Origin of the sequence: Pseudomonas sp. YJ42 (genome assembly GCF_047225135.1) — a bacterium.
Lineage (GTDB): Bacteria > Pseudomonadota > Gammaproteobacteria > Pseudomonadales > Pseudomonadaceae > Stutzerimonas > Stutzerimonas stutzeri_E.
In genome coordinates, this window is record NZ_CP178378.1 from 2,504,795 (window position 1) to 2,522,176 (window position 17,382).

At 62.0% G+C, this 17,382-nt stretch carries 17 protein-coding genes; 9 read left to right on the forward strand and 8 right to left on the reverse strand.

Annotated elements, in window-relative coordinates; all coding sequences use genetic code 11:
• The first annotated feature begins 18 nt into the window (after positions 1-18).
• Together ACL0K2_RS11405 and ACL0K2_RS11410 are read left to right on the forward strand one after the other, a co-directional pair.
• Positions 19-1,569 carry a phospholipase D family protein gene (locus ACL0K2_RS11405; protein WP_413042678.1) on the forward strand — a complete coding sequence of 517 codons (1,551 nt, stop codon included), beginning with the start codon at positions 19-21 and terminating at the stop codon, positions 1,567-1,569.
• A gap of 176 nt (positions 1,570-1,745) precedes the next feature.
• Entirely contained in the window at positions 1,746-2,492 is a 747-nt protein-coding gene (locus ACL0K2_RS11410; protein WP_052679269.1) for a hypothetical protein, read from the forward strand.
• 4 nt (positions 2,493-2,496) lie between these two features.
• Here the strand turns inward: ACL0K2_RS11410 and ACL0K2_RS11415 are convergent, their stop codons facing one another.
• The 3 genes from ACL0K2_RS11415 to ACL0K2_RS11425 all read right to left on the reverse strand — a co-directional run bounded on the left by ACL0K2_RS11415 (position 2,497) and on the right by ACL0K2_RS11425 (position 6,440).
• Positions 2,497-3,021: a DUF962 domain-containing protein gene (locus tag ACL0K2_RS11415; RefSeq protein WP_413042679.1), complete on the reverse strand. Its 525-nt coding sequence runs from the start codon at positions 3,019-3,021 to the stop codon at positions 2,497-2,499.
• Positions 3,022-3,141: 120 nt separating this feature from the next.
• Complete coding sequence (locus ACL0K2_RS11420) at positions 3,142-4,710, reverse strand: methyl-accepting chemotaxis protein (RefSeq protein ID WP_413042680.1); 1,569 nt, start codon at positions 4,708-4,710, stop codon at positions 3,142-3,144.
• A gap of 212 nt (positions 4,711-4,922) precedes the next feature.
• Positions 4,923-6,440 (reverse strand): 3-hydroxyacyl-CoA dehydrogenase, encoded by a 1,518-nt coding sequence (locus ACL0K2_RS11425; protein WP_413042681.1) that lies wholly within the window; start codon positions 6,438-6,440, stop codon positions 4,923-4,925.
• A 140-nt stretch (positions 6,441-6,580) separates the two neighbouring features.
• Between ACL0K2_RS11425 and ACL0K2_RS11430 the strand changes: the two genes are divergently transcribed.
• Together ACL0K2_RS11430 and ACL0K2_RS11435 are read left to right on the forward strand one after the other, a co-directional pair.
• The gene (locus ACL0K2_RS11430; protein ID WP_045160393.1) at positions 6,581-7,027 is read left to right on the forward strand and encodes a PaaI family thioesterase; all 447 of its coding nucleotides are present in this window, start codon (positions 6,581-6,583) and stop codon (positions 7,025-7,027) included.
• On the forward strand, positions 7,028-8,371 hold the full coding sequence (locus tag ACL0K2_RS11435) for a hypothetical protein (RefSeq protein ID WP_413042682.1): 1,344 nt from the start codon (positions 7,028-7,030) through the stop codon (positions 8,369-8,371). It begins immediately after the preceding gene.
• A 10-nt stretch (positions 8,372-8,381) separates the two neighbouring features.
• On the opposite strand, the gene radC is transcribed toward ACL0K2_RS11435, so the two are convergent.
• Complete coding sequence (gene radC / locus ACL0K2_RS11440) at positions 8,382-9,056, reverse strand: RadC family protein (RefSeq protein WP_413042683.1); 675 nt, start codon at positions 9,054-9,056, stop codon at positions 8,382-8,384.
• Positions 9,057-9,176: 120 nt separating this feature from the next.
• On the opposite strand from radC, the gene coaBC reads away from it, so the two are divergent.
• The 4 genes from coaBC to argB all read left to right on the forward strand — a co-directional run bounded on the left by coaBC (position 9,177) and on the right by argB (position 14,384).
• Positions 9,177-10,385: a bifunctional phosphopantothenoylcysteine decarboxylase/phosphopantothenate--cysteine ligase CoaBC gene (gene coaBC / locus ACL0K2_RS11445; RefSeq protein WP_413042684.1), complete on the forward strand. Its 1,209-nt coding sequence runs from the start codon at positions 9,177-9,179 to the stop codon at positions 10,383-10,385.
• Positions 10,386-10,391: 6 nt separating this feature from the next.
• A complete protein-coding gene (gene dut, locus ACL0K2_RS11450; RefSeq protein WP_413042685.1) occupies positions 10,392-10,847 on the forward strand; it encodes a dUTP diphosphatase in 456 nt (151 codons plus the stop codon).
• Between the two features lie 1,230 nt (positions 10,848-12,077).
• Entirely contained in the window at positions 12,078-13,469 is a 1,392-nt protein-coding gene (algC, locus tag ACL0K2_RS11455; RefSeq protein WP_196298631.1) for a phosphomannomutase/phosphoglucomutase, read from the forward strand.
• 15 nt (positions 13,470-13,484) lie between these two features.
• Entirely contained in the window at positions 13,485-14,384 is a 900-nt protein-coding gene (argB, locus tag ACL0K2_RS11460) for an acetylglutamate kinase (protein WP_045160387.1), read from the forward strand.
• Between the two features lie 73 nt (positions 14,385-14,457).
• Here argB and ACL0K2_RS11465 read toward each other — a convergent pair whose 3' ends face one another.
• From ACL0K2_RS11465 to pyrE, 3 genes are all read right to left on the reverse strand, one after another.
• Positions 14,458-15,042: a DUF4124 domain-containing protein gene (locus tag ACL0K2_RS11465; protein ID WP_413042686.1), complete on the reverse strand. Its 585-nt coding sequence runs from the start codon at positions 15,040-15,042 to the stop codon at positions 14,458-14,460.
• Between the two features lie 96 nt (positions 15,043-15,138).
• Positions 15,139-15,384, reverse strand: coding sequence for a hypothetical protein (locus tag ACL0K2_RS11470; protein WP_155397588.1), 246 nt, complete (start codon positions 15,382-15,384; stop codon positions 15,139-15,141).
• A gap of 43 nt (positions 15,385-15,427) precedes the next feature.
• Positions 15,428-16,069, reverse strand: a complete 642-nt coding sequence (pyrE, locus tag ACL0K2_RS11475; RefSeq protein WP_239610117.1) for an orotate phosphoribosyltransferase — start codon at positions 16,067-16,069, stop codon at positions 15,428-15,430.
• Positions 16,070-16,153: 84 nt separating this feature from the next.
• On the opposite strand from pyrE, the gene ACL0K2_RS11480 reads away from it, so the two are divergent.
• Positions 16,154-16,933 carry an exodeoxyribonuclease III gene (locus ACL0K2_RS11480; protein WP_045160384.1) on the forward strand — a complete coding sequence of 260 codons (780 nt, stop codon included), beginning with the start codon at positions 16,154-16,156 and terminating at the stop codon, positions 16,931-16,933.
• Positions 16,934-17,009: 76 nt separating this feature from the next.
• Here ACL0K2_RS11480 and ACL0K2_RS11485 read toward each other — a convergent pair whose 3' ends face one another.
• Entirely contained in the window at positions 17,010-17,378 is a 369-nt protein-coding gene (locus ACL0K2_RS11485) for a DUF4870 domain-containing protein (protein WP_045160383.1), read from the reverse strand.
• Positions 17,379-17,382: the final 4 nt, after the last annotated feature.

A 17,382-nucleotide genomic window follows, 5' to 3' on the forward strand; every position in this document is an offset into this window, starting at 1 on the left:
AACGAAAAGGAGCGGACCTTGCGCATAGATTTGGTGCTTGTGGCAATGCTGTTGTTGGCTGGCTGCGCCGGGCAGACTGTGCCCGCACCCCCGTCCTATGCACTGTCGAGTCAGGATTCTGAACTGACCCGACAAGTCGATTCGCTGGCCGCCCGCCAGCCGGTCGGGCATTCTGGCTTCCGCCTGCTGCCGACCAGTGCCGAAGCGTTCGCGGCGCGGGTGAGGATGATTCGGGCGGCCGAGACCAGCCTTGACGTGCAGTACTACATCGTTCACGACGGCCTCAGCACCCGGGCGCTGATCGATGAATTGCTCGAGGCTGCCGACCGCGGCGTCAGGGTCCGTCTGCTCCTCGATGACACCGCCAGCGATGGCAGCGATTACCAGATCGCAACCCTGGCGGCGCATCCGAACATCCTTATCCGCGTATTCAACCCGTTGCATCTCGGCCGCAGCAACTTCATCACCCGCTCCCTCGGGCGGCTGCTGCACCTCTCGCAACAGCACCGACGCATGCACAACAAGTTAATGCTGGCCGACAGCAGCCTCGCCATCGTCGGTGGTCGCAACCTCGGCGACGAATATTTCGATGCCGACAAAGGCCTGAACTTCACCGACATCGACCTGCTCGGTGCCGGACCGGTTGCCCGGCAGCTCGCGACCAGCTTCGACCAATACTGGAACCATCCGCTTAGCATCCCTATTCAGCACTTTCTGCGCAGCCCGCCTCGTACCGAGGCATTGGATGAGGCCCGTCGGCAGATCACACGCTATCTCGACGCCGAGCGGCAGAAGGACCCGCGACGCTACTATCATCTGATGGCCGATCTGGAGGGACCGGCGTCCACGCAGTGGTTGCAGGATCTGATCTGGGCGCCCGGAGAGGCGATGTGGGATCACCCAGATAAGATCAACGCCAGCGGGATTCCCGATGAGCACCTGCTGTTGACCGCTCGCCTGCGCCCGAGCATGGAAGCCGTAACCCGCGAGATGACGCTGATTTCCGCTTATTTCGTCCCCACGGAGGACGGCGTGGACTACCTCAGTCGCCAGGCCGAGAGTGGTGTAGCAATCCGCATCCTGACCAATTCTCTGGAAGCGACTGACGTGCCTCTGGTCCATGGCGGTTATGCGCCCTATCGTCGCCCACTGCTCGAGGCGGGGGTGCGGTTGTTCGAGCTGCGCCGGCAACCCGATCAAGAGGCCTCGTACAACCTGGGCGGCGAGTCGGAGTCGAGCTTGCACAGCAAGGCCGCGGTGTTCGACCGGCAGGAAGTCTTCCTCGGCTCGTTGAATTTCGATCCTCGTTCGATTCTCTGGAATACCGAAGTCGGCGTCCTGATCAAAAGTCGCGAGCTGGCCAGCGAGGTACAGCGGCTGACCCTCGAAGGCACCTCGCCCACCGTGAGCTACGAAGTGCGGCTGGTCGAGGTTGACGGCCGCAAGCGACTGGCCTGGATTGCCGAAGACAACGAGCGACGCAAGGTGTTGCTGAATGAGCCCGGCGGCACCTGGCGGCGGATCAATGCCTGGTTCAGCCAGCTTATCGGGCTGGAGCGAATGCTCTAGGCGACAGCGGCACATCGACAGCGTTTCATGGCGATCCGGCCAAGATTGCCGGCCAAATGGCCGCTCCGCTTGATTTCACCCCTTCGAGTGATACCAAGATGCCTTCAGCTGGATAGGCTGCCGTACCGATGCCGAGTACGGCACATTGCTTCTATAAGAATAAAAAGGAGCGCGACATGCATCGCAGATGGATATGGATGGCGGTTGTACTGGCGAGCTGGTTCCCAGCACTGCTCAACTCTGCGCAGGCGCAGACGTTCACCGCGCTGGAAAGCATGCAGATTCATGCCAACCGAGCCACCAGCAGCCTCCTTCTCTACCGCGGCGAAGGCTTTCAGAAAGCACACCTGGCCCGCATGGAAAGCGACCTCAAGGCGCTGGCCGACACCGTAGACAACTTCCCCGGCGCCAGCAACGAACTGCGCGAACTGCATCAGGCCTTGCAGGCCACACTGCGCGAGGGAGCAGGCTTCGGTTACGAAGAAGACGATGTGCCCTGGGGCTGGCCGTTGCACATGAGCAAGGCGCTGCGCGACTTCCTGACGGCGGTGCGCAGCCAGCAGGGCGCCGATGTCCGCGCCGAACTGCCCGCCAAGGTGGAATACCTAACCGTTCAGTACCTGAGCCGTGCCTACGTCGGCTCCTTCGAAACCGCCCGGGAGCAACCGGACACTTACCTCGGCCAGGATGAACGGCTCCTGGTGCCCTCGATCGACAAGCAGCTCGCCGCCTTGGACGGCCAGTCGAATCCGGCTATCGCCAAGCTGAAAACCCGCTGGGATTTTCTCAAGGTGGCGCTCGAAGACATGAACAGTGGCAACAACAGTTTCAACACGGCCTCGGGCCGGGCCTTTGCGCCGATCATGGTTGATCGCCATGCCCGCAGCCTCAGCGATCAATGGATGGCGCTCGCGCCGGATTAAACGTTCAGGCGCCGATCGGGCGCTGGCGCAGCCGTACCGGCCCGACCCGGGCCTCGATGGCCTGACGCAGCGGCTCACGCAGGCCGAGCATGAAACCCAGTTCAGCCGCGACGAACAATGGCCCGATGATCAACCCGCTCAGATCATCGACGAACGCCGGCTTGCGCCCTTCGAAGTAATGCCCGACGAACTGGAAGATCCAACCCACCACGAACAACCCGATCCCCGCGCTCAGCCAAAGCGTCGTCGACGCCTGCGCCAGCTGCGCGCCGATCCAGACGCAAAGTAATAGCAGGGCCCCCATGAGTACGCCGAAGCGTAAGTCCAACAGCAGATAGAACAAGGTGGCGCCCACTGCAACCGCAGCAACCGGACTCAACCAAAGCCCGGAAACCTCCACGCCGGGTCGCGACAGCAGGACCGCGACGGCCAGCACGATCATCGGGATGCCGATGAAATGCGTGAGCAGATTGCGCGGATCACGGTGATAAGCGGCGTACTGCGCCAGGTGATCAGTCAGGGTTTTCATGGGTGCGCTCCGGAAGGCCTTGTGCTGCAAGCTTAGCCAGCCTGTCGATCTGTAGGGGGGCCGCCTATGGTAGATGGCTGCCAAAGGCCAAGGCGCTTGTGCCAACACACCATTAACCCGCTAGGGCTCGGGGCGGTAGCCCAATCGCAGGCCACCCCAATGACGGTTGCCCACCATGATCGGCACCGACAGGTCATGCATCAGCTCACCGGTGTCGCGGCTGTAGGTCTGCAGTAGCACCTTGCGCTGGTGGCTGCCGCAGCGCCCACCGGTGCGGTCATTGAACAGCCGCTTGCTGCGACTCTTGACCTTATCGATCTCCGGGTCGCCAACCGGGGGCTGACTGAAGGCGCGGTTGTGGGTCGGTACGTAGCCGTCCGGTGTAGTCGCGATGGCATAGACCAGCGCATCGTTACGCTCGAGCAGTGGCTCCTGAATCGCCGGCAGGACTTCGTCGGCATAGCGGTCGAAGCGGGTGCTGTAGCGAACCGGATTGGTCCCCGGCTGCGCCTGGTAATTGCGATCGAAAAGGTCATCGAGCGTGAGCCGTCCGGCTTGCAGATCAGCCTCGAAACGCGCACCGATGGCGGCTGCGCCTTCACGCGCCAGGTCAAAGATGCTCTGGTGATAATCATCGAGCTGCACTTCGGCGAGCTGCTCGCTAACGGCTTCTGCCTGACCGACGAGAGCTTCTGCCGCCTGTTCCAGCTGGCGAGTCTGAGCTTCGCTCTCCAGCGCGTCTCCGCGCAGTTGGTCCAGCGCCACGAACAGCTGTGCGAGCCGCTCATGGTTATTGGCCGTGCCGGAGGTGATTTCCGCCACCTGGGTTTCGACATTGCCGGCCAGGTCGGCGATACCGCTGAGCTGGGTCCCGGTACCGGCGATCTGCGCCGCGGCTTCGTCGAGTTCGCTTGCCTGTTTCTGGATGTGGCTCACCACCGCCCCGCTCTGTTCACGGATATCGCTGACCATCCGCCCGACTTCGTCGGTGGCACTGCTGGTACGCCCAGCGAGGTTGCGCACCTCGTCGGCTACCACCGCAAAGCCGCGTCCAGCCTCTCCGGCACGCGCAGCCTCGATCGCGGCGTTGAGCGCAAGCAGGTTGGTCTGGTTGGCGATGGACTGGATCACATCGGTGATTCGTCGTATTTCTTCAGTGCGCGCCGAGAGCCCGTCGAGCAGCTCACGACTGGCTTGGGTCTGCGCGCTGAGCGCCTGCATACGCTCGATTGCATGCTGCAGCTCGGCGCGCCCGCTGTCGCTGCTACGGCGGACGGCTTCCGCGGCTTCCAGCGCCTGGCGGGCCCGGGAGGCACTGCCCTGCTCGGTCGCAGTCATCGCTTCTGCGCCATTGGCAACCTCACTGATCGCTGTCAGCTGCGACTGCAGGCGCGCGGCCAACTGCTCGGCGCTAAACGATACTTGCGCGGCCGATAGTGCGTTGTGACAGGTATGACGAGAAAGGCTCTTGCTCAGCGCGGCGGAGCTCTGCAGGCCGGTATCGACCGAAGCGGGGGCGGTGCTACCGGCACGCCATGGACCTAGCCAGGGCCACAGAGCGAGCAGCATGATCGAGATCACGGTCAGATAGAACGGCAGTCCCATCCAGTCATGAAACAACAACAGCCCCAGCAAGGCGGCTGCGTGCAGCAGGCAGGCCTTGGGGTGAAGGCGGAAGGAAGGGCGCATCGGTGGCCTCTTGTTTTCATCCGATAAAAAGGTGTTGTACCACCTCTGCCACCCATGAACATTGTTCCTTGGTGGCAAACGGCTTTTACCGGGCGATAAAAACGATGTGCAAGCGTTTTTTATCGCCCGGAAGGCCGGGTTTACCGGGTTAACGGCCGTATACCGCCAATCTTCAATCGCGCTGACGCTGCTGATACCAGGCTCGCTTCGCCTCAGCGCGACGCATCCGGCGCCGTCAGCGGCAGCCCGAGCTGCACCCGTCGCCGCAGCCAGGGGCTGGGGCGATAGCGAGGCTCATGGCCGTAGCAGGTTTGCATGCCTTCCAGAATGTTGAGAATTCGAGCGGGGTTGTAATAATCGGCGAACCCCAGCGGGCCCTTCGGATAGCCGAGCGCAAGCGTCACGGCGCGGTCGAGGGTCTCTGGCGAGGCAATGCCCTTTTGTGCGATCTCACAGCCAAGGTTGACGATGCTGGCGACGATTCTCTGGCTGACGAAGCCTGGAGAATCGTTGATCACCTCGACCGGCACCCCATCGGCTCCCAGCGCCTGGCGCGCCTGGGCCTCAAGCGCCGGATCCAGCGCGGGCTGGCGCATCAGCACGCGGCGTTTGTCGAGGTCACTGAACAGGTCCAGGGCGATGGTGCGCACCGCCGGCAGCGCCAGGCGCTCGATGCAGTTGCTGGCATCCTCACCCAGTGGAGTGATCAGACAGATCGCTTGGCTCGACGGTTCGGCGCCCTCTTCAAGCAGCGCACCGGCCTGCTGCAGTATCGAGCCGAGATAATTGCGTACTTCGGGCTCGATGCTGTCGAGCCAAAACGGCCGATCGATGGTGACCGTCTCGAAGCGAGGCTCCGGCGGGCGGATTTGCTGGCCATCCTCGTAACGGTAGAAACCCTGACCGGTCTTGCGACCGAGCAAGCCTCCTGCGACCCGCTGCGCGGCGAGGTAAGACGGCGTATAGCGCGGATCGTAGTAGAACTGGTCGTGCACCGACTCCATCACCGCATGGGAGATGTCCAGGCCAGTCAGGTCGAACAGCTCGAACGGCCCCATGCGAAAGCCGGGGCCATCGCGCAGGATGCGGTCGATCTGCTCCGGCGTGGCGATCCCCTCGCTGAGGATCCTCTGGGCCTCGGTACCATATGCACGGCCGGCATGGTTGACCAGAAAACCGGGTGTGTCCGGGGTGATGGCGGGGAAGTGTCCGGCGTGCTCGGCCAATTGCACCAGACGGTCGATCACGCCCGGATCGGTGCGCTCGCCACGGACCACTTCGACCAGTTTCATCAACGTCACTGGGTTAAAGAAATGGTAGCCCGCCACCCGCTCGGGACGGGCGCAGGCACTGGCGATGCGGGTCACCGAGAGGGACGAGGTATTGGTCGCGAGCACGGCTTCCTCAGCGACCAGCCCTTCGAGCTCAACGAACAGACTCTGTTTGGCCTCGAGATTCTCGACGATGGCTTCGATCAGCAAATCGCAGGCGGATAGCTCGGCCAGTTGATGAGCCGGCTGCATGCGCGCCAGAATCGCAGTCAACTCATCGGCACTCAAGCGGCCCTTGGCGACACTGCGTTCGAGCAGTTCACGGTTGAATTGCAGGGCTTGCTCGATGGCTTCGGGGCGACTGTCGTACAGCCAGACCTGCTGGCCGGCGCTGGCGAATAATTGCGCGATGCCGCGCCCCATGGCGCCGGCGCCGATGATGCCAATACGGGAAAACATGCGAACCTCCTCAATGGATGGCGTTGCGTCTACCTGAACCGATCCTCGCATTCCGCAGTGCGAAATGACATTCCGCCTTTTATTGACCAAGAGCCTAAAGACTGCCAGTCTGCTTAGCAAGCCATCCGTGACCAATCGCTATGCCCACTTCCGACTATTCACCCGCACAGTTGCAGCAGGTCCATGCTTCCGTGACCGGATTCTTTCAAGATGTCGGCTGCGAGCTGCTGGCCTATGGACCACAGCATGCCACCCTCGCACTGGATCTACTGCCGCGGCACCTGAACAATGCCAGCAACATGCACGGCGGCGTCATGGCGACCCTGATAGATGTCGCCATGGGCTTATGCGGCACCTGGGAGGCGGACCCGACGGAACGCCGAGTCGCATTGACCCTGTCGATGAACATCAACTTCAGCGCACCCGCCGCTGCGGGTAGCCGGATCAGAGCCGTCGCTCGGTGCCGCTCCGCCGGGCAGAAAGTATTCATGGCCAGCTGCGACCTGCTGGATGAAGGGGACCGGCTGATTGCCTTCGGCGAAGGTGTATTCAAGCGTGGCGCCCGACGGCGCGAGCTGCCTGCCTAGATGACCGTGCTATTGCCACTGGCGCTGCTGTTCGAGCTCCTGGCATTGCTCACCCAACTGCAGCCGCTGAGCGTCATCAGCGGCACCTTGCTGGTACTGTTCTTTGTCCGCCATTGGCGTTCGCTGATGCCCTATCCGCGGCGGCTCGGGATGGTCACTTTGGCCGTGCTCGGTTACTGGCTGCTGTCTGACGAGGCGAACTGGCAACAGGGCGCGCGTCTGTTGTCGTCGGCGGCGTATTACGCGGCCTTCATCGGCGCACTGGGCTTGATGCACTGCCTGGTCAAGCGCCTGAAACAGCTCAGCGAGCTGCATCGCCTGCTGCTGTCAGGGCCGCGCGCGTGGCTCTATCCCGGCTACCTGATGAGTACCTTCGCAATCAGCTCGGTGCTCAGCTTCGGCATGCTCAACCTGATTTGCGGATCATTGGAGAGCCACCTCGAGCGCCGCCCGTATAGCGACAGCCAACGTCGCGAAGGCCGCCGTGGCGTTATGGTCACCGCGCTGCGCGGGTTCGCCCTGGTCCCGTTGCTGGCACCCACCAGCGTCGCGGTGGCGATTCTGACCCGCGAACTTCCCGGTCTGAGCTGGAGCACCTTGCTACCGTTCGGCCTGCTCGGCGGCCTGCTTCTACTGCTGTTCGGCTGGCCAACCGAAAACCGTCGCCTGCTACAACTGACCGACCAGCCGCCCGTTGAGCCCGGGGCGGATTCACGCCAGGCCAGTGGCAGCTTGCGCGGGCTGCTCTTTGGCAGCCTGATTGGCATCCTACTGATCGCCCTGCTCGCAGCGCTGACCTGGCTGTCCGCCACCCAGGCCGCCATGCTGCTGGTGCCGATGGCGGTGATCGTGATCCTGTTCTGGCAAGGGATCGCGCCGCGGCAAGTGTTCAGCGAGGTCAGCGAAACACTCATCGGCATGCGCAACGAGACTTTCATTTTCGCCAGCGCGGCCTTGCTCGCCGGCCTCGTCGCGGCGGTTCTGCCGGTGCATCATCTGGCAGACCAGCTCGGCAGTACATCGTTGGCGCTGTTCGCACTGGGGGCCTTCGGTGCACTGGCGGTGATGGCGCTGGCGTTGCTCGGTGTCGCCCCGCTGATTTCGCTGAATCTGTGTGCGGCCCTGCTGGCGCAGCTGGCGAGCCAGGGCCTGGCGGTGATGCAACCGGCGGTAGCGCTGCTGTTCGGCTTTTCCCTGGCGATGCTGCTCTCGCCATACGGCCCCTCAGCCTTGCTGCTGGCACGTCACGCCCAGCTGTCGCCCTGGCGCATCGCCGTCGGCTGGAACGGCCGTTTCGTGCTCAGGGTTCTGCTCCCGCTACTGTTGATACCGCTGCTGGCATGAGCATCGGGCCTCACATCCAGCCGTATTCGGCCATGGACAATGGCTCGCCATCGCCGACGATGAAGTGATCGAGCACTCGCACGTCGACCAGCGCCAGCGCATCGGTCAGTTTGCGGGTCAGTTGCCGATCGGCCTGGCTCGGCTCAGCGACACCCGAGGGGTGATTGTGGGTCAGAATGACCGCCGCCGCATTCTGCGCCAGCGCCCGCTTGACCACCTGCCGCGGGTAGACGCTGGCCCCGTCGATGGTGCCGTGAAACAGCACTTCGAAGGCCAACACCCGGTGCTTCGAATCGAGGAACAGGCAGGCGAACAGCTCATGCGGCTCGTGCCGCAACCGCGCCTTGAGGTAGTCACGCACCGCCTGTGGACTTTCCAGTGCAGAGTCGCGGCGAATACGCTCGGCCAGATGCCGTCGGGCCATTTCCAGCACCGCCTGCAGTTGAGCGAATTTGGCCGGGCCCAAGCCCAGGTGACCACTGAACTGCTCGAGATCGCTTTCGAGCAGCGCCCGCAGACTGCCGAACTCACTGAGCAGATGCCTCGCCAGATCCACCGCGCTTTTGCCAGCCACGCCGGTGCGTAGAAAAATGGCCAGCAGCTCCGCATCCGACAGGACCATCGCACCCTGCTGGAGGAGTTTTTCCCGCGGTCGTTCCGCCGCAGGCCAATCACGAATGCTCATGTCACCTCCTTGTCGAGCGTGGCCCTCGTCCGCTGAGGGCGCTGTGCTATCTTAGCGGCCTTTTATTCACGGTACCCGGCCCCTGCCGGAACCAGTTCTCACCCGTAACAAGGCAGGCCTATGCAGCGGCTTTATCGTAAACGCATCGTCCTGGGCGTCGGCGGCGGCATCGCTGCTTACAAGAGTGCCGAGCTGGTTCGCCGGCTCCGCGACCAGGGCGCCGAAGTCCGCGTCGTGATGACCAGCGGCGGTCGCGAATTCATCACCCCGCTGACACTCCAGGCCCTTTCCGGCCACCCGGTCCATCTGGACCTACTCGATCCGGCCGCTGAAGCCGCCATGGGCCATATCGAGCTGGCACGCTGGGCGGACCTGGTGCTGATCGCACCCACCACGGCCGATCTGATGGCGCGCCTGGCGCAGGGCGTTGCCAACGATCTGCTGACGACGTTGGTGCTGGCCACCAATGCGCCCATCGCCCTGGCCCCGGCAATGAACCAGGCAATGTGGGCTGATCCTGCGACCCAGGCCAACCGCGTTTTGCTGCAGCAGAGGGGCATACGCCTGTTTGGTCCCGCGTCCGGCAGCCAGGCCTGCGGCGACGTCGGCATGGGCCGCATGCTGGAAGCGGACGATCTGGCCCAGGCAGCTGCCGACTGCTTCGAGCGCAGCCTGTTGACCGGGCTGCATCTGCTGATCACCGCCGGGCCGACTCAGGAAAATATCGACCCGGTGCGCTACATCACCAATCACAGCTCCGGCAAGATGGGCTTCGCCCTGGCCGAAGCCGCCGCCGAAGCCGGCGCCCGGGTAACGCTGGTAGCCGGCCCGGTGTTCCTGCCGACACCCGACCGCGTACAACGCGTCGACGTGGTCAGCGCTCGCGATATGCTTACCGCCTGCGAAGCCGCCATGCCCTGTGACCTGTTCATTGCCGCGGCCGCCGTCGCCGATTACCGCCCGGAAGTGATCGCACCGCACAAGTTGAAGAAAGACCCCAGCAAAGGTGACGGCTTACTCCTGCAGATGGTCCGCAATCCCGATATTCTCGCCACGCTGGCCGGCCGCGAAGACCGCCCGTTCAGCGTCGGCTTCGCCGCTGAAACCGAGAATCTACTGGAGTACGCAACGCGCAAACTGCGGGACAAGAACTTGGATCTCATCGTAGCCAACGACGTGGCCAACCCCAGCATCGGCTTCAACAGCGAAGAAAACGCCGTGACGGTCATCGACCGTCAGCAGCACGAAACCCGCTTCAGCCAGGCCAGCAAGGGGCATATTGCCCGTCAACTGATTGCCTTTATCGCCGACCGCTTCCACCAGGCCTGACCGACCATGCACAAACTCCAAGCGAAAATCCTCGATCCACGCCTCAGCCGGGATTTTCCCCTGCCTGAATACGCCACCAGCGGCTCCGCAGGGCTCGATCTGCGCGCCATGCTGCAAAACGACACCATGCTCGAGCCGGGCCAGACCCTGCTGATTCCCACCGGCCTGTCGATTCATATCGCCGATCCGAATCTGGCAGCGCTGGTATTGCCGCGTTCGGGGCTTGGACACAAGCACGGGATCGTGCTCGGCAATCTGGTCGGGTTGATCGATTCGGACTACCAGGGAGAACTGATGGTGTCCTGCTGGAACCGCGGCCAGACGCCCTTCAATATCGCAGTAGGCGAGCGCATCGCGCAGCTGATGTTGGTGCCGGTGATCCAGGCACAGTTCGAACTGGTCAACGAGTTTGACAGCAGTGACCGTGGCGCTGGCGGCTTCGGCCACTCTGGTAGCCACTGATTCAGATTCGCTTTTTCAGGACGATCGAGGAGCTCCATGAAACTCTTCAAGCGCACCGCCAGGGACGCCGGTGTATTCAACCCCGCCGAAACAACATCATCACAACGTCGCCGTAGCGCCGGTCTGGGGACGCTGCTACCAGGCGTGCTACCCGGCTTGCTGGGACTCGTCGTCGCTGGCGTGCTGCTCTGGATCGCTTATCAATCCAGCCAGAAAGAACATGCGTCCGAGCTGGTCCAGGCCTGGGGCCAGAGCCAGGCTTCGGCAGTCGAGCAGGCGCTGCAGCAGCTTGCAGAGGACACCCAGGCGGCGGCTCGGGACCCTCAATTGCTCGAGGCCCTGCGCAGCGAACAACCCGAACGGGTGCGGGCGGCCGAGCGTGAACTGAGCTATCGCGACGGCGTGGTCGATGCACATATCAACCTGCGCGGCCGGGCCCAACAGAATACGGGGCGCCAGGCCCCTCTGAACTTCGCCGCACTCGACCTGCTGCAACGGGCGGAAAACGGTACCCCACCGCCGCCCGAGGCGTTCCGGGTCGGTAAACAATGGTTGCTGTACAGCGCCGTAGCACTGCGCTCCAACCCGCAACAGCCGGCCGAAGGCACTTTGCTGCTGGTGACCAGCCTGGATCGTTTCCTGGCTACGCTGCCGAAGCTGCCCGCCAACGCCGGCCAACTGCGGCTGGTTCAGCAATTCAGCAACAGCCCCGCGCAACTGCTCGCCCAACGCGGCGGTGCGGGCCTGGAAAGCGAGGCTATCAGCCTGCCTTCGGCCAATCCGAACTGGAAGCTCAGCTTTCTGCCCGGCGCAGCGCTGAGTACCACGACGCTGCCTCCGCTTCTGCTGCTGGCCGCGGCTCTGGCAGCACTCGGTGGCCTTTTGCTGGGCCTGCAACTGGTACTGAGCACGCAGCAGCGAAGGCTTCGCGACGATGTCATGCATTTGGGTCGAATGGTCCAGGAACTCTCCGCCGGCAGAACCATCAAAACACCGACTTTGAGCCTGCCGGCGCTCGACGCGCTGGCCAAGAGTCTGGTCCGCCTGCCGCTGCGAACCGCCGGAACGGTGACGACCAAAGCCTCTGCCACACCGCAGCCGGCAGCTCAGCAATCCCAATCCACCGAGTACGTCGACCCTTTGTACCAGGACACCGATATTCTCGACATCGACATTCTCGACGAGGACCAGGACTGGCTTGGCCTCGATCCCAAGGAGCGAGAAACCGCAATGAGTGCCCCCAAAGCCCCGCAACTGCCTGCCAGCATCTTTCGTGCTTACGATATCCGTGGCGTCGTCGGTGACACCTTGACCAACGACACCGCCTATTGGATAGGCCGCGCGGTCGGTTCCGAAAGCCTGGCTAAAGGCGAGCCGAATGTGTCGGTCGGCCGCGATGGCCGTCTGTCCGGCCCAGAGCTGGTCGAACACCTTATCCAAGGCCTTGTGGACAGCGGCTGCAGCGTTAGTGATGTCGGTATGGTGCCCACCCCTGTGCTCTACTACGCGGCCAACGTGCTGGCCGGCAAGTCCGGGGTGATGCTCACCGGCAGCCATAACCCACCGGATTACAACGGGTTCAAGATCGTCATCGCCGGCGACACCTTGGCCAATGAGCAGATTCAGGCGCTGCGCCAGCGCATCGAAACCGGCAACCTCAGCGAAGGCGTTGGCCAGGCCGAACAGGTTGACGTGCTGGAGAGCTATTTCAAACGTATCCGCGACGATATCGCGCTGGCCAAGCCACTCAAGGTCGTGGTCGACTGTGGTAACGGCGTCGCCGGCGTGATCGCCCCGCAGCTGATCGAAGCGTTGGGCTGCACCGTCATCCCGTTGTTCTGCGATGTAGACGGAAACTTCCCCAACCATCACCCGGACCCGGGCAAGCTGGAAAACCTCGAAGACCTGATCGCCAAGGTCAAATCGGAAAATGCCGACCTGGGCCTGGCCTTCGACGGCGACGGTGACCGTGTCGGGGTGGTGACCAATGCCGGCACCGTGGTCTTCCCTGATCGCCTGCTGATGCTGTTCGCCAAGGACGTGGTGTCACGCAACCCGGGTGCCGACATTATCTTCGACGTCAAATGCACGCGCCGCCTGACGCCATTGATCAGCGGTTACGGCGGTCGTCCGGTGATGTGGAAAACCGGCCATTCGCTGATCAAGAAAAAGATGAAGGAAACCGGCGCCCTGCTCGCGGGCGAGATGAGCGGCCATATCTTTTTCAAGGAGCGCTGGTACGGCTTCGACGACGGCATCTATAGCGCCGTTCGCTTGCTGGAGATTCTCAGCCAGGACAAGCGCAATGCCGAACAGGTGTTCTCGGCATTCCCCAACGACCTGTCCACCCCGGAGATCAACATCAAGGTCACCGAGGAAAGCAAGTTCACCATCATCGACGCGTTGCACCGCGACGCCCATTGGGGTGAGGCCAACATCACCACGCTCGACGGCGTGCGTGTCGACTATCCAAAAGGCTGGGGGCTGGTCCGCGCTTCCAACACCACGCCGGTGCTGGTGCTGCGTTTCGAGGCTGAAAACGAGGAAGAGCTCAAACGCATACAGGAAGTCTTCCGCGCCCAGCTTTATACTGTCGCGCCTGATCTCACCCTGCCGTTCTGACCTGCGGAGCCCTGCATGACCCTCAGCCGTGAAGCCGCCACCCAATTCGCCCAGGTTCTATCCGAAGCATTGCCCTATATTCGCCGGTTCGTCGGCAAGACGCTGGTCATCAAGTACGGCGGTAATGCGATGGAAAGCGAGGAGCTGAAAACCGGCTTCGCCCGCGACATCGTGCTGATGAAGGCGGTGGGCATCAATCCGGTGGTGGTGCACGGCGGCGGCCCGCAGATTGGCGATCTGCTCAAGCGCCTCAACATCGAAAGCCACTTCATCGACGGCATGCGGGTCACCGACAGCCAGACCATGGACGTGGTGGAGATGGTACTCGGCGGGCAGGTTAACAAGAGCATCGTCAGCCTGATCAACCAGCACGGCGGCGCGGCCATCGGCCTGACCGGCAAGGACGCAAAACTGATCCGCGCGAAGAAGCTCAAGGCGACCCGTCAGACACCGGAGATGACCTCACCGGAGATCATCGACATCGGCCATGTCGGCGAAGTCACTGGCGTCAACACCGAGCTGCTGGAGATGCTGGTTCATGGCAACTTCATTCCGGTTATTGCCCCGATCGGTGTCGGCGCTGATGGCGAGTCGTACAATATCAACGCCGACCTGGTCGCCGGCAAAGTGGCCGAAGCATTGAGAGCCGAGAAGCTGATGCTGCTGACCAACATTGCCGGCCTGATGGACAAGCAGGGTCAGGTACTGACTGGGTTGACCACGACGCAAGTCGACGAACTGATCGCCGATGGCACCATCTACGGCGGCATGCTACCCAAGATCCGCTGCGCTCTGGAGGCGGTACAGGGCGGGGTACACAGTGCCCATATCATCGATGGTCGCGTACCCAACGCAGTGCTGCTGGAGATCTTCACCGACATTGGTGTCGGCACGCTGATCACCAACCGCAAGTAGCTTTCGGGCCACCAATAGAAACCCCAGCCTTCTTTGAAGCGCTGGGGTTTTTATTTTCGGCTTGCTCGCGGATCTATTCCGATTGCCCGAGCAGCTCGCCGAGCCGCTGGCGTTCTTTAGCGAAACTGACCTCAGCCTGGGTGCGGGCCTGCTTGTAGCGATCGATGTCACGCCGCAGACTGGCTTGTTCCTTGTTGAGGTTATCGATCTGAGTCACCAGCTGTTTGGGCACCTCTCGACCGGCGCGCTCGTGGTTCGCAGCCTCCCTCTGCAGATTGGCCTGCTGATCGCGCAACGACTGCAAATTGCCGTGGGTGATACCGATTACGCTGTCGAGCTCCGACAGCTTTCGCACCTTGGCGCGCTCGACATCTTCGACGCTGGCATACAAACGCAGCAGCTGGGCATCCGAGCTGGCGCGCGCCTTGGCTTCGAGCAAGCGCTGGCGCTCTTCCGGGGTAGGTGCAGGCGGCACCACCCTGGTCACGCGACCTTGGTCATTGAGCACCTCATAACCCTTGCCGATATGCTGGGGCGGAACGCCTTGACGATTGAGCACCACGACACCCTTGTCATCGACATAGCGATACAGGTCAGCTTGCGCAACCGCCGCTCCCAACAGACCCAACAGCAACAGCGCGCGGCTCCCTCTATGCATATTCCAGCCTCTTCCGTATTCGGTGCGTTCGGCACAGCCACTCGAAACGCCTGATTCTTTTTAATGTCCGAAGGGACTCAGCTTATACAAACCCCGTCACACTCGTGCAGCAATAAGCACACCAACTGAGCGACCGACCTGTATGAGCTGCCGCCACGCAGAGATCGCCCGATCCATAATCGCGCGGATATGGCCAGAACGAAGCGCGCGCTCAGCTTCGATTTTTGAAAAAATCAAACGGAAAATTCGCACCACCACTCGATTTTGAGGCGCGAACCGTCGCAATTCGTCAGTTGCTGACAAAAGCAGACCAGCAGACTGGATAACCTCCAAGGCGATCACACACGACCACGTCTTCGAAGCCGATGACTGATCGGCGCAAAGCTTAGATCCCGTACTGATCGCGGTACGCTTCAACCGCCGGCAGGTGCTGACTGAGCTGTGGATCCTGAGCCAGAAACTCCAGCACCTGAGCCAACGAAACAATGCTCACCACGGGCATGCCATAGTCCTGCTCAACTTCCTGAATGGCCGATAACTCGCCCTGACCACGCTCTTGTCGATTGAGCGCGATCAGCACGCCAGCCGCTTCCGCGCCTTGGGCACGAATGATCTGCATGACCTCACGGATCGCCGTGCCGGCGGTAATCACATCATCGACAATCAGCACGCGACCAGCGAGTGGCGACCCCACCAGGGTGCCGCCTTCGCCATGATCCTTGGCTTCTTTGCGGTTGAAACACCAGGGCAGATCGCGTTGATGATGTTCGGCCAGCGAAATCGCCGTCGCTGCCGCAAGGGGAATGCCCTTGTACGCCGGACCGAAGATCACGTCGAAATCGATACCGCTGTCAGCCACGGCGGCTGCATAGAAGCGCCCCAGTTGCGCCAGCGCCGAGCCGGTATTGAACAAACCGGCATTGAAGAAATAGGGGCTGGTGCGCCCGGATTTCAGAGTGAACTCACCGAAGCGCAGAACCCCGCGCTCGATGGCGAAGCGAATGAAGTCGCGCTGGTACGCCTGCATGAAGAATATTCCCGGAAGACACTGGCTTAGCTAATTGCGAAGAGCTTGGGTTATCATACACGCACGTGTTTTTAGGGGCCATTTATGCGGATCATCAGCGTCAACGTGAATGGCATTCAAGCGGCGGCACAGCGGGGTCTTCTCAGCTGGCTGCAAGCGCAGAATGCCGATGTCATCTGCCTGCAGGATACCCGCGCCTCCGTAGTAGAACTCGATGATCCGGCCTACCAGCTCGACGGCTATTTCCTCTATACCGTCGACGCTGAAATCCCGGAACAGGGTGGCGTTGCGCTTTACTCCCGACTGCAGCCCAAGGCCGTAATCATGGGGCTCGGTTTCGAAACGGCCGACCGTTACGGTCGCTACCTCCAGGCCGACTTCGACAAGGTCAGCATCGCCAGTCTGCTGTTGCCAACCGGCCGCGGCGGCGATGAAGACCTGAACCAGAAATTCAAGTTCATGGACGACTTTGCCCACTACCTGGACAAACAACGTCGCAAGCGTCGCGAATACATTTATTGCGGCTCGCTGTACGTGGCTCACCAGAAGCTGGACGTGAAGAATTGGCGCGACTGTCAGCAGGCCACCGGTTTCCTGGCGCCCGAGCGCGCCTGGCTCGACGAGATATTCGGCAACATGGGTTATGTCGACGCCCTGCGTGAAGCCAGCCGGGAGGGCGACCTCTACAGTTGGTGGCCTGACACCGAGCAGGCGCAGATGCTCAATCTGGGCTGGCGCTTCGATTACCAGATCCTCACCTCAGGCATGCGCCGCTTCGTGCGTAACGCCCGTCTGCCCCGGCAGCCGCGCTTTTCCCAGCACGCCCCGCTGGTGGTGGATTACGACTGGACCCTGAGCCTTTAAGCCCAAGCTGGACGCTGCCGGAAAGCGCAGGGCCGTCTACCCGGTTCTTTCTTCGTCTATAGACAGACGCCAGCGTTCATTTGACGATCCGCCAGCAAAACGGGTAGCGATAAGGCTTGCCTTCATTGGCACGGATGCCGGCAATCACCACTAGCACCAACGCTACCACGCTGATCAACGCCATCAGCGGAAAACCGATCAGGATCCAGGCCAGCACGCCGCAGATCATCAGCAGAATGCTGAAGGTGATCTGGAAGTTCAGTGCTTCCTTGCCTTGCTCGTCGACAAAAGGATCCATGTCCTTCTTCAGCTGCCAGACGATAAGCGGCCCCAGCACGTTGCCGATCATCGGCACCAGAAACCAGAAGAACGCCGAGTAATGACAGAACATCGCCCACTGCCGCGCTTGCGAAGAGGGTTGAGGTATCAGCTCCTGACCAGACATGGCG